This is a genomic window from Sporosarcina limicola (assembly GCF_014873855.1).
GTDB classification, from domain to species: domain Bacteria; phylum Bacillota; class Bacilli; order Bacillales_A; family Planococcaceae; genus Sporosarcina; species Sporosarcina limicola.
The window spans coordinates 1-14,931 of record NZ_JADBEL010000047.1 but is presented as its reverse complement, the minus strand read 5'-3'; the positions used below and the strand labels follow the sequence as shown (position 1 = coordinate 14,931).

The 14,931-nt window shown below is 42.5% G+C and carries 9 protein-coding genes and 1 tRNA gene; 7 read left to right on the top strand and 3 right to left on the bottom strand.

Annotation, left to right across the window (positions count from 1 at the left end; genetic code table 11):
* Positions 1-366 precede the first annotated feature (366 nt).
* Positions 367-439: transfer RNA gene (locus tag H4683_RS20355), tRNA-Val, on the bottom strand.
* A gap of 235 nt (positions 440-674) precedes the next feature.
* On the opposite strand from H4683_RS20355, the gene H4683_RS20350 reads away from it, so the two are divergent.
* Positions 675-1,418, top strand: a complete 744-nt coding sequence (locus H4683_RS20350; RefSeq protein ID WP_338062511.1) for a DNA-3-methyladenine glycosylase family protein — start codon at positions 675-677, stop codon at positions 1,416-1,418.
* 95 nt (positions 1,419-1,513) lie between these two features.
* Here H4683_RS20350 and H4683_RS20345 read toward each other — a convergent pair whose 3' ends face one another.
* The gene (locus tag H4683_RS20345) at positions 1,514-1,657 is read right to left on the bottom strand and encodes a hypothetical protein (protein WP_192600653.1); all 144 of its coding nucleotides are present in this window, start codon (positions 1,655-1,657) and stop codon (positions 1,514-1,516) included.
* 318 nt (positions 1,658-1,975) lie between these two features.
* Here H4683_RS20345 and H4683_RS20340 point away from each other — a divergent pair, with 318 nt between their 5' ends.
* The gene (locus H4683_RS20340; protein WP_192600652.1) at positions 1,976-3,364 is read left to right on the top strand and encodes an aldehyde dehydrogenase; all 1,389 of its coding nucleotides are present in this window, start codon (positions 1,976-1,978) and stop codon (positions 3,362-3,364) included.
* Here H4683_RS20340 and H4683_RS20335 read toward each other — a convergent pair.
* The gene (locus H4683_RS20335; RefSeq protein WP_192600651.1) at positions 3,354-4,952 is read right to left on the bottom strand and encodes a two-component system sensor histidine kinase NtrB; all 1,599 of its coding nucleotides are present in this window, start codon (positions 4,950-4,952) and stop codon (positions 3,354-3,356) included. The genes H4683_RS20340 and H4683_RS20335 overlap by 11 nt on opposite strands.
* Positions 4,953-5,047: 95 nt before the next feature.
* Here H4683_RS20335 and H4683_RS20330 point away from each other — a divergent pair, with 95 nt between their 5' ends.
* From H4683_RS20330 to H4683_RS20310, 5 genes are all read left to right on the top strand, one after another.
* Positions 5,048-6,100 (top strand): M42 family metallopeptidase, encoded by a 1,053-nt coding sequence (locus H4683_RS20330; RefSeq protein ID WP_192600650.1) that lies wholly within the window; start codon positions 5,048-5,050, stop codon positions 6,098-6,100.
* Between the two features lie 13 nt (positions 6,101-6,113).
* Entirely contained in the window at positions 6,114-7,598 is a 1,485-nt protein-coding gene (locus H4683_RS20325) for a UDP-N-acetylmuramoyl-L-alanyl-D-glutamate--2,6-diaminopimelate ligase (RefSeq protein ID WP_192600649.1), read from the top strand.
* A 617-nt stretch (positions 7,599-8,215) separates the two neighbouring features.
* Positions 8,216-9,790: a peptide chain release factor 3 gene (locus tag H4683_RS20320; RefSeq protein WP_192600648.1), complete on the top strand. Its 1,575-nt coding sequence runs from the start codon at positions 8,216-8,218 to the stop codon at positions 9,788-9,790.
* 318 nt (positions 9,791-10,108) lie between these two features.
* Positions 10,109-13,174 (top strand): efflux RND transporter permease subunit, encoded by a 3,066-nt coding sequence (locus H4683_RS20315; protein ID WP_192600647.1) that lies wholly within the window; start codon positions 10,109-10,111, stop codon positions 13,172-13,174.
* Between the two features lie 269 nt (positions 13,175-13,443).
* Positions 13,444-14,793, top strand: a complete 1,350-nt coding sequence (locus H4683_RS20310; protein ID WP_192600654.1) for a TrkH family potassium uptake protein — start codon at positions 13,444-13,446, stop codon at positions 14,791-14,793.
* The last annotated feature ends 138 nt before the right edge of the window (positions 14,794-14,931 follow it).

The following is a 14,931-nucleotide window of genomic DNA, read 5'->3' as shown; positions in this document are numbered from 1 at the left end:
CGGCGATCTTTCACATTTTTCATCGCCTTACGTAGTTCAGCAACTTTCACTTCGTGTGTCATGATGAATCAACTCCTTCTGGGCTTTTATTAATCCATACCCTAAAAGGTAAAGAGTAAATCCTTAATTCAACTTATATAGAAATAAAGAAAATTGATCATGTAATCATGTCGAAATAATAGTGACTTACCCGAAGAATTAAAAGATAAAAAAGCAATCATAAAACAGCCACCAACTCGAGTGTTTTTTGTTGAAACTAAAATTCGGCACACTTTCGGCACACACCATTATTTAAAACAAAAAAACACCTTCCAATAAAGGAAGATGTTTCTCTACAAATCCATACGTACCAAGGGTTCAACGTTATGGTCCCGACTGGGCTCGAACCAGCGACCCCTACCTTGTCGAGGTAGTGCTCTCCCAGCTGAGCTACGGAACCGTGGGAAATGATGCATTTGATTACTGCACAATTTCTATTATAGCGAGTTTTGAAAAGAAGTCAATACTTTTTCGGGAAAGTTTTTCGTTAGGGTATAATAGGCGATAGAAAAATAAGAAAAGGGGTGTTTCCGATTGACATACAGTTTTCATTGCCATTTACATATAACTTTGACCGGGCGCTTGCGAGATTAGCGGGAGATCCAATAAATTCGGTTGATTTAGAAGGTCGATTGGTGCGTATCCCAATGGAAGAAGGGAACATACTGAACCTGCAAGGGATGGGTACAGCAGATCAACCTTCATTCGTTTTAAAAAATGCAGTTGATGAACTTCAAATTGAAGCGGTTAAATCGATTTTCCATTTCGATAAGCCGCTTGATGGAATAGGTGCGCATTTTGCGGATACGGATCTTGGGCCGATTTTTATGGAACATGAGGGAACGCCGCTTGTTAGGAGCTTCTCGCTTTACGGGGAGTTGATGAAGAGCATTATCCATCAACAGCTTAATTTGTCGTTTGCGAATACATTGCTTATGCGTTTTGTTGAGTCATATGGGGACAAGATTGACGGGGTATGGCGTTATCCGTCACCCGAGCGCATTGCACTGCTTGATGTCTCGGAGCTTCGAGACATGCAGTTCAGCACACGTAAGGCGGAGTACATGATTGGGTTGTCGCAAGCAATTGCGAATGGGACACTGGATCTGGAGAAGTTTAGACAGCTGGATGACGATGAAGTGACTGCCGAACTGGTGTCATACCGTGGGGTGGGACCGTGGACGGCTCAGGGCTTTCTAATGTTTGGACTTGGACGCCCGAATTTATTTCCGCTTGCGGATGTAGGTTTACAAAATGCGTTGAAAAAAGTATGGGGGATGGACCGTAAGCCGACGAGGGATGAAATGCTTGTTCGTTTCCCTGCCTGGTCACCGTATTTAAGTTATGCTGCGCTTTATTTATGGCGTAGCATCGAATAAACCAAATATAAAACAGCCATTCCCTCATTTTGATGGAAAGGTGTTTTATATTTTTTGAACGATTATGCTAAGCGATAATTCCCCTAAATTAAAAATCAGTATAACTGCTCCTGTATCTGTTCATGTTCATCAAAATAGAGGAAACTTTCTTCTTCAAGTTCGGCAAGTCGTTCTTTATTGACCCCTAGCGAAAGATTACCTTCAAAGATTTTTTCCCACCAAGTTTCAGTTGTTGTCATGTCCATTTCCTCCTTAATCGATTTTTTATTTGGTAAATATTTGCATACTTTTAAAAAATTATGTACAGAGATACTGATTTTCAGTTTTCATACAATCTGTTGTAGATTGATTAGATAAGAAAACTGTTATACACAGTATATGTAGCGAATGGTGTTCTGAAACTGCGCAATTGGTCGGAACTTCGCATCGCATGAAAAGACAGTCCTTTTGAGATATTGACTTCTTTCGATTTTATGGAATTGCTTTTGGATGAATGATTTGCACCTCTCTTAGGATGGCATTAGAATGAAGGGAACAATAGATTGGAGGGAAACATATTGAATTTCACTTTACAGGACGTCGAATCAATGATTACTACCCAACGTTCGTTTTATTTCACAGGTGAGACGAGGAGCGTGGCTTTCCGAAAAAAAATGCTGTTGAAATTAAAAGATGCGATTATTGCGAACGAAGAGGCAATAATGGAAGCACTCCATAAAGATCTTAGAAAAAGCCCGTTTGAATCGTATGTGACAGAAATCGGGTTTGTCTTATCAAGCATTTCACATATGATTAAACATCTTGAAGAATGGATGGAACAGGAAACGGTTAAGACGCCCATCCATCTACAACCAGCGAAGAGTTTCATCATTCGTGAACCATATGGATCTGTGCTTATCATTGGACCGTTCAACTATCCGTTCCAGCTTGTAATGGAACCGCTTGTCGGTGCGATTGCAGGGGGAAACTGTGCAATTGTGAAACCGTCTGAAACCTCCGTGCATACAGCGCAAATTGTGAAAAAACTATTAAGCAAAATATACCCATCGGAGTACATTCGTGTCGTTGAAGGGGAACGTGAAGAAACGTCGGCACTTATTCATGCATCGTTCGATAAGATCTTCTTTACAGGTAGTGTAGCTATTGGGAAAGTCGTTATGAAGGCGGCGGCAGAGCGCTTGACGCCGATTACACTTGAACTTGGCGGGAAAAGCCCTGCCCTAGTTGACCAAACAGCTGATTTGAGGAAAGCGGCAGAACGGATTGTCTGGGGGAAATTTGTCAACGCCGGGCAGACATGTGTAGCGCCTGACTATGTACTTGTTCATCATTCTGTTAAAGAAGAGCTGTTGAATGAAATGATCAGGACAATTCATAAGTTTTATGGGAAAGAAGCTACAGATGGCCCTGATTATGGCAGAATCGTTAATGGAAAACACTTCGATCGTTTGGTGGGGATACTTAAGAACGAAAGAGTGCAGATTTTGTATGGCGGTAATTTTGATCGTTCGGATTTGTATATCGAACCGACATTGCTTGATAATGTTTCTTGGGATGGCGCGGCAATGGAGAATGAAATTTTTGGTCCAATCTTGCCGATTTTATCATATGGAAATTTGGGAGAGGCCGTTCACCAAATACGTCAATTACCGAAACCACTTTCCGCGTACATGTTCACGGAAAATGAACAGGCGGCTGATTATTTCATTGAACAATTGCCATTCGGTGGGGGATGTATCAACGATACAATTGCACACGTTGGCAATGTGAATTTGCCGTTCGGAGGAGTAGGTCCTTCTGGTATGAATGCATATCATGGGAGGGATAGTTTTAATGTATTTACACATACGAAAGCGATGATGAAGAAGAGCACGAAGATTCCGATGAAGCTTGCATTTCCGCCGTATGGCAATAAGCTTAAAATAGTAAAACCGCTCATCCATTAATGGAAGCGGTTTTCTTTACAGGGGTAAGGGGTAGCTTAATTAACGTTTTAGTCCCTTTATTCTTCTTGCTTGTCACAGTTATTGTCCCATTCTGATCGAGGATGATTTTTTTTGATATTAACATGCCAAGACCAGTGCCTCCTTCTTTAGTCGTGAAAAAAGGTTCATATAAATTTCCAATCGTTTCAGTATCCATCCCAGGACCGTTATCGCGAATGGAGATAGATACTGTCTCTTGTTGATAAGTGACTTTGATTGTGATGATGCCATTTTTTTTGAGTGCTTCACACGAATTTTTTAATAGATTGATGAAAACTTGCTTCATCCCATCTTCATTGCCAGGGATCATTGTACTGTCTTCGTGAAATTGAACGTCGCAAACTATCGAACTATTTAAAAAGTTTGGCTTGAACATCGCGATCACATCTTGAATGGTGTTTTCTATATAAAACTCAGTTGATTTCTTTAAACTGGGTTTTGATAGGACAAGAAATTCACTTACTATCAAATCGATGCGGTTTATTTCGCTATCCATTATTTCGGTATAAGCGTGGTAGGGATTGGTTGGATCATTGTTCATCATCTGAATGAAACCTGAAATAGCGGTCAATGGATTTCGTACTTCGTGAGCAACGCTTGCCGCAATTTCACCAATTGCCAACAACTTTTCTGCATCGATTTTAAGTATGTCCGCTTTGAGTTTAAGTGTAATATCGCGTGCAATAAGGGAAATCGCAATAACATCATCTTCACTATCATAAATTGGGGCGATTGTTAGCTCTGCATCAAACACATCTCCGTCTTTTCGCATTTCTTTTGTTCGTAGTAGGTGGTAACTTTTTCCTTCCAACACTTTTCGGATCCTATCTGCGATTACTTCGTCTTCGGATGAGGGATAGAATCGAAGCGATTGTCCAATACATTCTTCTATTTTCCAACCATACATCGCCTCGAATGCTGGGTTTACGGTGATGATTTTGTTGTCGAGACCGAACACTGCGATTGCATCTTGAGCATGTTCGAAAAAAAGGTCAAGATAGCCCTCTTTCGACGTGAGAATAGCATCCATTCTTTTGTTTTCGGAGAAAATGGATTTCCATTCCGTCCCGATTTTTAATAGATACAATATACATAGGATTATAACTATAATAAAAATTATTGCGAAATCGAAAAGTAGGCTAGGTTGAGTTACTGATAAATAATTCGGACTAAAAAAATAGAAAAGTATGGCTACTTCCATACCTGTGCTACTAATGATGAGTACGTTCAACCAAATCACATGGTAGACAGCCGTTAATAAAATCGGAAAAAAAAGATAGAGTAGATTCGCCTGATAAGGTCCCAATAAATTCATGAAAAACACATATGAATTGCATCCAATTAGTATTAAATTACGTAAGACGATAGGGTTCAATCGTCGTCGGTAAAGGATGATTAGAACAATACTGTACATAAGACCGAAAATGGCTGAAATGGTTTCGTTGCGATTATTTAATACAGGTAAAATAACAAGATGTAAGATGACGGTACTAATTAAACAAAGTATAATGAATATGTTGCGTGAATGAATTGCTCTTAGTTGTCCCATTTGGCACCTCGTGAAACTTTCTATATACTAATCATACACGATTTAGCATTTACAGAATACGACAATTTTCGACTTAGAATGAGGAGGACATGGATATGATATCTGATTTCGATGAAAAACGGACAATTAATCTATTGAAAAGGCTAGTGGAGACGCCGAGTCCATCTGGCTATACAGAGAAGGTGATGGCTCTTATAACTAAGGAACTTGATGAAATAGGTGTATCCCATTTGAAGACAAATAAAGGTGCAGTTATTGCAACAATTAAAGGAGTGGATACGGCTCGCCATAGACTCCTCACTGCACATACGGACACACTTGGGGCTATGGTGAAGGAAGTTAAGGAGGACGGTCGTCTGAAGCTGGCGATGATTGGTGGTTTTAACTGGAATGCGGTCGAAGGAGAATACTGTCTGATTCATACAGCATCGGGGAAAGATGTACGGGGGACAATTCTGATGCATAAGACGTCAGTCCATGTGTATCGAAATGCGGGAAGTTTAGAGCGGAGCGCAGAAAATATAGAGGTGCGTGTAGACGAGAAAGTGACAGATGCGAAAGGCACTCATGCGCTTGGTGTCGAAATAGGCGATTTCGTGTCGTTTGATCCGCGTTTTGAGGCCACGGACAGCGGTTTCATTAAATCCCGACATTTGGACGATAAAGCAAGCACGGCATTGTTACTGGAACTCATCCGTTCATTGCAAGAACAGGGGACGGAACTTCCGCATACAACACATTTCTATATTTCCAATAATGAAGAGATAGGGTATGGTGGAAACTCCAATATTCCGGTAGAGACTGTCGAGTATATTGCAGTGGATATGGGTGCAATTGGAGATGGGCAAACAACGGACGAATACACAGTTTCAATTTGTGCAAAAGATTCAAGCGGACCCTATCACTACGCATTAACACAGCATTTGACGAGGCTTTGTAAAAACGGCGATATTCCATTTAAACTTGATATTTATCCGTATTATGGTTCGGATGCATCTGCTGCGATTCGGGCAGGCTTTGATGTGAAACATGCCTTGTTCGGCCCCGGGATTGAATCATCCCATGCACTTGAGCGGACGCATGTCGATTCACTGAAAGCGACCGCACAATTGCTTCATGCATATGTCACATCAGCAATGATGGAATGAACGGAGGAGTATCATGGATACAATGAAATTACTATCAATATTGCCTGTCAAACGAGTGACGGGTACTGTTCCTTCAACAGTAACGGATATAGCGGTTGATTCGCGGGCAGTGAACGCAGGCGGTATTTTCGTCTGCATCGAAGGATTTACAGTGGATGGCCATAAATTCGTAGAGAAGGCTGTGGACAACGGGGCGAGAGTAGTCATCGCCTCCAAGCTAGTTGACGTCAACCTTGAAAAAGTAGCAGTTGTCATGGTTGACGATACATCAAGGGCAATTGGTTTATTGGTATCTGAATTTTATGGTTACCCATCGAAACGACTGACGATGATTGGTGTGACGGGAACGAACGGTAAGACGAGTGTCAGTGGGATTATCCATTCGATTCTACAACAAGCGGGGGAATCGTCTGCTGTTTCCGGGACAATTGGTTTTGATTTGGACGGGACATTATACGAAACTGAAAACACGACAACAGACGTATTGACAACGCAAGGAATGATTGCCCGTGCTGCTCTTGAGGGTTGCTCAACGATGACGATGGAAGTGTCCTCGCATGGTCTTGCGGAAGGGCGGCTTGCGGGCACAGAATTCGATATTGCCATCTTCACAAACTTGACGCATGATCATCTTGATTTCCATGGGACGATGGATAGTTATGGACAGGCTAAGGGATTACTATTTTCCCAACTTGGACAGGATTTGAGGCAACGTAAATTCGCAGTTCTTAATGCAGATGATGAATGGTACGGTCGTATGAAGGCGCTGACGCCGTATCCAGTGCTTACATATGGCATCCAGAATGATGCGGTGTTTCGTGGATCGAATATCATTCTAGGTGTGGAGGGAACGACATTCATGCTTTCTGCACCGGATGGAGATTTTCATGTCAAGATGAAGCTGATAGGCGAGTTCAGTGTCTATAATGCGTTGGCCGCGATTGCTGCATTATTTGCAAAAGGCATGGCAACAGTGGATATCATCGGCTATTTAGCAAAAACTAGTTCTGTAAAAGGTCGGATGGAAAAAGTACCGACAGATTTACCCCTGACGATGTATATTGATTATGCGCACTCACCGGATGCGATTGAAAAAGCGATTGCCGCTGTTTTACCCTATAAAAAGAATAAGTTGATTTTTGTCATTGGGACAGGCGGAAATCGTGATCGCAAGAAACGTCCTATCATGGCGGAAAAAGCTTCAGTTGCCGATTATGTCGTGCTGACGACAGATGATCCAAGGGACGAGCCGTACGAATCGATTTTGGCGGAACTCGAAGCGGGTATGCAACATGACGATTATGCGTGCGTAGGTGATCGTGTAGCAGCAGTGCGCCATGCGGTGTCCGTCGCGGAACATGATGACATCATCATTTTCGCGGGCAAGGGTCACGAGGACTTCCAAATTATCGGCTCGGAGAAATATCCGCATTCCGATGCAGATATCGCGCTTGAGGAAGCAGAGAGGAAATTTGGAACCGGTTTAGTCGGGAAATGATTGAATAAAAGGGCTGTCCTATTGGAGGGCGGCCCTTTTGGATTGGGAATGAAATTGGGCGAGCCATGACAGTTTCGGTGATTGCCCTTAGAGTTTATCGAATAGGCATGACAGTTCGCCCGAGCCATGACAGTTTTGGAGATTGCCCTTAGGGTTTATCGAATAGCCATGACAGTTTCGGTGATTGCCCTTAGAATTTATCGAATAGGCATGACAGTTCGCCCGAGCCATGACAGTTTCGGTGATTGCCCTTAGAGTTTATCGAATAGGCATGACAGTTCGCCCGAGCCATGACAGTTTTGGAGATTGCCCTTAGAGTTTATCGAATAGGCATGACAGTTCGCCCGAGCCATGATAGTTTCGGTGATTGCCCTTAGGGTTTATCGAATAGGCATGACAGTTCGCCCGAGCCATGACAGTTTCGGTGATTGCCCTTAGGGTTTATCGAATAGGCATGACAGTTCGCCCGAGCCATGACAGTTTCGGTGATTGCCCTTAGAGTTTATCGAATAGCCATGACAGTTTCCAATTACCCTTCGTCCCACAAGAAAAAAGTGTTGAAATCATCATCTAATCTGTCTATGCTTAGAAAAGCAGAAAAGAAGGAGACAATTACCATGGATAAGCCTTTAAAAGAAGAAATTGCATCCCGACGGACGTTTGCAATCATTTCCCATCCGGATGCCGGAAAAACGACCATAACGGAAAAGTTACTCTACTTCGGTGGAGCAATCCGCGATGCCGGTACAGTCAAAGGGAAGAAGTCTGGGAAGTTTGCCACTTCAGACTGGATGGAAATCGAGAAACAACGCGGAATTTCGGTGACGTCTTCCGTCATGCAATTCGACTATGATGGCAAGCGTGTCAACATTCTCGATACACCAGGTCACGAAGATTTTAGTGAAGACACCTACCGGACACTTATGGCGGTCGACGCAGCAGTCATGATGGTGGACTCTGCGAAAGGAATTGAGCCACAGACGATTAAACTGTTCAAAGTTTGTCGGATGAGGGGCATTCCAATCTTTACATTCATCAATAAGATGGATCGACAAGGGAAAGAACCCTTGGAACTGATGGAAGAGTTGGAAGAGGTACTGGGCATCGAATCTTATGCGATGAACTGGCCAATCGGGATGGGGAAAGAATTCATTGGCATCTACGATCGTTTCAACAATCGCGTCGAGCAGGTCCGTGTCGATGAAGATAAACGTTTCCTCGCATTGAATGAGGATGGTGGACTTGCCGAACCGCATCAGATGACGGAAACGTCCTATTATCAGCAAGCGCTTGACGACGTTCTGTTATTGAATGAAGCAGGCAATGATTTTGACGAGGAGCGTATCGCAAAAGGTGATTTGACACCAGTGTTCTTCGGAAGTGCGTTGACGAACTTCGGTGTCCAAACATTCTTGGAGACATTTTTGCAATTCTCTCCAGCGCCACAGCCACGTATCACGAAAGACGAGACCACAATAGATCCGTATTCAGAAGAGTTTTCGGGTTTCATCTTTAAAATTCAAGCGAATATGAATCCTGCACACCGGGATCGAATTGCGTTCGTTCGTATTGTTTCTGGTGCATTTACACGTGGGATGACTGTAACGGTTCCGCGTATATCTAAGACGTTCAAACTTACGCAGACGACTCAATTTCTTGCGGATGATCGTGAAACGGTAGATGAAGCGGTCGCGGGCGATATTATCGGACTTCATGATACAGGGAATTATCAGATTGGTGATACAGTGATTGGCGGTAAATCCTCATTCCAATTCGACGCACTTCCGCAATTCACTCCTGAACTATTTGTCAGGGTAACAGCGAAAAACGTCATGAAATCCAAACATTTCCATAAAGGGATTTTGCAACTGGTTCAAGAGGGAGCAATACAGTATTATCGTACACTTCATACAGAGGAAGTGCTACTTGGTGCCGTTGGTCAGCTACAATTCGAAGTGTTCGAGCACCGGATGAAAAACGAATACAATGTTGAAGTACGTATGGAGCATATTGGTTTGAAAGTCGCGCGTTGGATTGAAAATGAAGACGCTGTGAAAGAATCGATGGCGGGACAACGTGCGATGCTCGTGAAAGATCGGTTCGATAATCTAGTCTTTCTATTCGAAAATGACTTTGCCATGCGTTGGTTCCATGATAAGTATCCGGAGATTCAGTTATATAGTCTTTTATAAGTTCGAACCCGAATGGATGGCACGCTATCTTTTCGGGTTTTTATTGCTGTCTAATCTGTGGAAACTGGATCTGCATGAGGTAGGTCTTATAGTCATTTCAAAACCAGAAAGAAAGCTAATCATGTAACTGTTATCACAGGTTACGAAGATTTAAGTTTCGCGAGCATGCTATCATCTTTCACAGTCAACTTGGATTTTTTGCCTGTCTTATGGCTTTCTCATCTACGCTTTTCTTTACAGAAAAGTATCTCTCGTTTGAAGTCACGTCTTTCTTTCACTATGATGGAAGTAACGCTTTTGAAAGAAGGGGACATGAAAATGAAAATCAGTAATTTCTCCATTAAAAGGCCCGTATTTACTATTGTAATGATGTTTCTCGTTATTATTCTTGGAACAGTGTCATTTTTTCGTATTCCTGTGACGCTTATTCCTGAATTGAACCCGCCAATCGCAGTCGTTGTGACGAATTATCCAGGTGCCTCTCCAACTGAAGTAAGTGAGAAGATAACAAAACCTCTTGAAACTAGTTTGTCGACTACACCCGGATTGAAATCGATACAATCTTCTTCGCGAGAAGGAGCTAATTTCATCTTACTCATGTTTGACTGGTCGACGAAAATCGATGATGTACAACTTGACATCATGCAGCGGGTGGACCAAGTCCCAGTCCCAGAAGGTGCCAACAACCCGCGATTTATGAAATTCAATCCGTCCCAGTTTCCAGTCATTCAGTTGTCATTAAGAGCGAAGGCGGAAGGTTCAGACATCCGGAAAATTGCGGAACAATTAGAGACAGAGTTGCGCCGGACGAAAGGTGTGGCTAACGTTTCTGTTTCGGGTCAGCTGATGGAAGAAGTGCAAATCATTCTCGATCAGAAAAAGCTTGAAGCGAATGGTCTTGCACAGTCGGATATCGTTCAGATGATTCAGGTGAACAATGTTTCCATGCCTGGTGAACCGATTGAAACAAAAGATGGTAAACAATTGACGACGCGTATTGTTAGTACATTGACGACAATCTCTGATATTCGGGAAGTCACTGTAGGTGCGAGTCCATTAAACGGAAAAAAGGTAACAATCGGAGATGTGGCGGATGTAGCACTTGTTGAAGCTGAATCATCGACTGAAACACGTGCGAATGATAATCCGGCTGTTTTGATGTCTGTATTGCAAGAGTCTGGTGCAAATACGGCAGATGTGTCTAAAGCATTTAAAGATACGCTGGATCAGCTTCTCGAAAAAGAGGAGTTCAAAAGTGTTGAAGCTGATATTTTATTTGACCAAGGCGATTATGTGAAGCTTGCCATCGGTAATATCGGCCAATCGCTCGTTTTGGGTGGGATATTCGCGATGCTCATCCTTTTTCTTTTCCTGCGCGGGATAAAAAGTCCGATTATTATTGGAATTGCAATTCCATATTCTGTAATCGTCACATTTGTTCTCATGTACTTTGCAAATTTCTCGCTTAATATTATGACGCTCGGTGCTCTTGCGCTTGGAATTGGGATGTTGGTCGATAACGCAATTGTCGTAATTGAAAATATAGAACGACATCTTGCAATGGGGAAAGAACCGAAACAGGCTGCACGTGATGGCTCGAAAGAAATTGGCGGTGCAATTACTGCTTCTACACTGACGACAGTAGCTGTCTTCGTTCCGGTAATTTTTATTAGCGGACTGATTGGTCAGATTTTCACGGAATTCGCTTTGACGATTTCATTCAGTTTATTCGCATCCCTCGTCGTTGCCTTGACCGTCGTGCCGATGATGGCAAGCCGAATGTTGAAAAAACCGCGTGGAAATGTCGAAGCTCGAAGACGGCGTTCGAAAACATTAAACGGTTTTGAAAAAACTGTCAAATGGTCATTGAAATACAGATTTGCTGTTCTGTTGTTTACGACGGCTATGCTCGTTTTTAGTGGGTTTGGATTGTTCAAAGTGGGTACAGAATTCCTCCCAGCGACGGATGAAGGATTTGTCAGCATTTCAGTCAAGCTTCCGAACGGTTCTTCTTCCACTGCGACGAACGAAATCGTAGAACGGATTGAATCGAAGTTAAAAGAGCAAAAAGATATCGAAGTATACGTCAGTTTAGTGGGGGGGACCCAACAAAGTTTGGCACAGGGCGGTTCAGAAGCGAACGTGGCGGAAATGTATGTAAAACTCGTCCCTCTTGAGGAGCGTGGACGTTCTGTTTTCGAATTTGTCGATGATCTACAGCCGGAAGTATTGAAGGCGGTAGGCGATAAGGCAAAAGTTAGTTTCGACATGCAGACAGCAGCCGGATCGAATCCAAATACATTGACGTTTTCGTTGCAAGATACTGACGAAGCCCGATTAGATGAAGCAGTGACGAAGTTGAATGATAAACTTGTCGGACTAAAATCCGTCATGGAAGTGACGAACAACCTCCAAGACACCGTTGAGGAGGTTCGGATTGAGGTGGACCGTGAACGTGCACAGTCCAAGGGCTTGGCTCCTTATCAAATTGCTCAGACCGTCAACAACGTCACACTTGGTTCGTTCGCCACACAAATCATTAGCAAAAAAAACGAGGTAGTTGCTGTTTATGTTAAATACGATGAGAAGTTTCGCGACAGCGTGGATCAGTTGAAAAAATTGAAACTACGTACGCCCGCGGGCACTTTTGTGGAACTCGACGAAGTTGCGGATATCAATATTGCGGAAGGACCCGTTGCTATTCAACGTTTTGACCAGGCGCACTCGGTTACATTCAATGTGAAATATGAGTCGGCCAAGTCACTTGGTGATATGACGGAAAGCGTAAATGACCTAATTGATAAGCTTGGTTTGCCTAAAGAAGTTGACATCTCTTTTGGTGGGGATAGAGAACTATTCGAAAATGCCATCAATGACATGCTCATGGCAATTCTTCTTGCAGTAGTACTGGTCTATATTGTTATGGCTGCTCAATTCGAATCGTTCAAATATCCATTTGTCATTATGTTCTCCGTGCCACTCATGGTCATTGGTGTAACACTTGGTTTATTTGCAACGAGTACACCTATCAGTGTTACAGCAATCATTGGGATTCTCGTCCTTGTAGGGATTGTAGTCAACAATGGAATTGTCCTTGTTGACTACATTAATCAGCGTAAAGAGGCGGGACTTAGCTCGTATGATGCAATCATTGCCTCTGTTAGAGATAGGGTTCGCCCAATCCTCATGACGGCACTAACGACAATCCTAGGTTTGTTGCCGCTCGCGCTAGGTATTGGGGCAGGAACTGAAATGAACCAACCGATGGGAATTGCGGTCATCGGTGGTCTACTCAGCTCAACAGTGCTTACGCTTTACATCGTACCAATCATCTATAGCCTTTTTGATCGAGAAACAAGAAGGCGTGCGATACCGAAGGAATAAGTTGTAAAGATAGTGAGACCCTTGCCTTATACTAGGCAAGGGTTTCATAGGTTTTTTTATGAAATTATAAGGTTTTTAATATTTGGATACGTTGTAATTTGGAGATTTATTATCTAGGCTCCTGACCACTCGAGTTACATTAGGCTTGTCGGGAATGAGCAAGGCTTCTATTTTCCTTAGTATAAGAGGGTCTTGCTTTCATTTTTCTCCTGACTTCTCTAAAATAAGTACAACACACTTTAGAAGTGGTGAAAGGAAAGATGACCCGAATGAAATTCTCACGTGACAATTTACGTAAATTCACCCCTGCACAAATTATTGTGTTTTATTATTTTTTGGCAATCGCGTTTTCGTTTTTATTATTGAATCTCCCAGGTGTATATTTACCAGGAGTGGAGATTAGCTTCATCGACAGTTTGTTTACTGCGGTCAGTGCGGTAAGTGTTACGGGACTTACACCGATTAGCATCGGAGGAACCTATTCGGTATTTGGAATTTGTATGCTCATGCTTGTCCTACAACTCGGTGGAATCGGGATTATGTCGATTGGTACTTTTTTTTGGCTACTCGTTAAAAAAAGAATCGGATTGCGCGAGCGACAGCTGATTATGGTAGATCATAATCAGTATAGTCTTGCGGGGGTCGTGCATCTAATTAGGGAAATCGTTAAAATCATCTTTCTTATTGAAATTATTGGAGGGATTATATTTACAGTTTATATGATACCATTTTATGATTCATTCAGCGAAGCCCTCCTTAACGGAATGTTCATGGCGGTTTCCGCGACGACGAACGCCGGATTTGATATTACCGAAGCATCGTTAATTCCGTATTTTAATGATTATTTCATTCAGACTGTGACGATGATACTAATTATTCTCGGTGCTATCGGTTTTCCTGTATTAATCGAAGTGAAAAGTTATTTTTCTTCAAAAGTTCCTCATTTCCGTTTTTCGTTATTCACTAAAATTACGACAACTACTTTTGGTATTCTCCTTATCTGGGGTACTGTCATGATTTTTATTTTAGAATCGATGCATTCCTTCAAAGGTATGGCTTGGCATGAAAAACTATTTTCAGCGTTATTCCATTCGGTATCCTCAAGGTCTGCAGGACTCACGACATATGATATAACGAATTTTAGTGAAGCGACGGATATTTTCATAAGTTCGTTGATGTTTATAGGAGCATCGCCAAGTTCTGTAGGTGGTGGAATTCGAACGACAACTTTTGCGATTGCCGTACTGTTTCTTATAAATTTTGCACGTGGGAATCAAGTCATCAATGTGTTCAATCGTCAAATAAAACTAATCGATGTGTTTCGCTCTTACGCTGTTATCCTTCTAGCAGGCGCAATGGTCTTGACTGCACTTCTTCTTTTGCTAATTACGGAACCGGGTGTCCCGGTTGTTGCACTGCTATTTGAAATTACATCCGCTTTCGGCACATGCGGAATGTCACTCGGCATTACATCAGACCTCTCTGTCATCGGAAAGTTAATCATTATGATTCTTATGTTTATCGGACGGGTGGGTCTCATTTCATTCCTTTATACCTTAGGAGGAAAAACAAGGAAGTTGCATTATCATTATCCGAAAGAGCGTGTGATTATTGGGTAAAGGGAAAAATCAATTAGATGAGTGGAAGTTAATCTTCCACTCATTTTATTGTGTGCCCGGCATGGGTAATCGCTAGGTGGTGAAAGTCCACTACAGGCTTGGCAGTAGGAACTGTTAGCAGAAGGCAAGGGTGTCCTC

Coding starts and splice junctions, on each gene's coding strand:
- H4683_RS20345 (WP_192600653.1), bottom strand. CDS start 1,657: ATGACAACAACTGAAACTTGGTGGGAAAAAATCTTTGAAGGTAATCTT.
- H4683_RS20335 (WP_192600651.1), bottom strand. CDS start 4,952: ATGGGACAACTAAGAGCAATTCATTCACGCAACATATTCATTATACTT.
- H4683_RS20330 (WP_192600650.1), top strand. CDS start 5,048: ATGATATCTGATTTCGATGAAAAACGGACAATTAATCTATTGAAAAGG.
- H4683_RS20325 (WP_192600649.1), top strand. CDS start 6,114: ATGGATACAATGAAATTACTATCAATATTGCCTGTCAAACGAGTGACG.
- H4683_RS20320 (WP_192600648.1), top strand. CDS start 8,216: ATGGATAAGCCTTTAAAAGAAGAAATTGCATCCCGACGGACGTTTGCA.
- H4683_RS20315 (WP_192600647.1), top strand. CDS start 10,109: ATGAAAATCAGTAATTTCTCCATTAAAAGGCCCGTATTTACTATTGTA.
- H4683_RS20310 (WP_192600654.1), top strand. CDS start 13,444: ATGAAATTCTCACGTGACAATTTACGTAAATTCACCCCTGCACAAATT.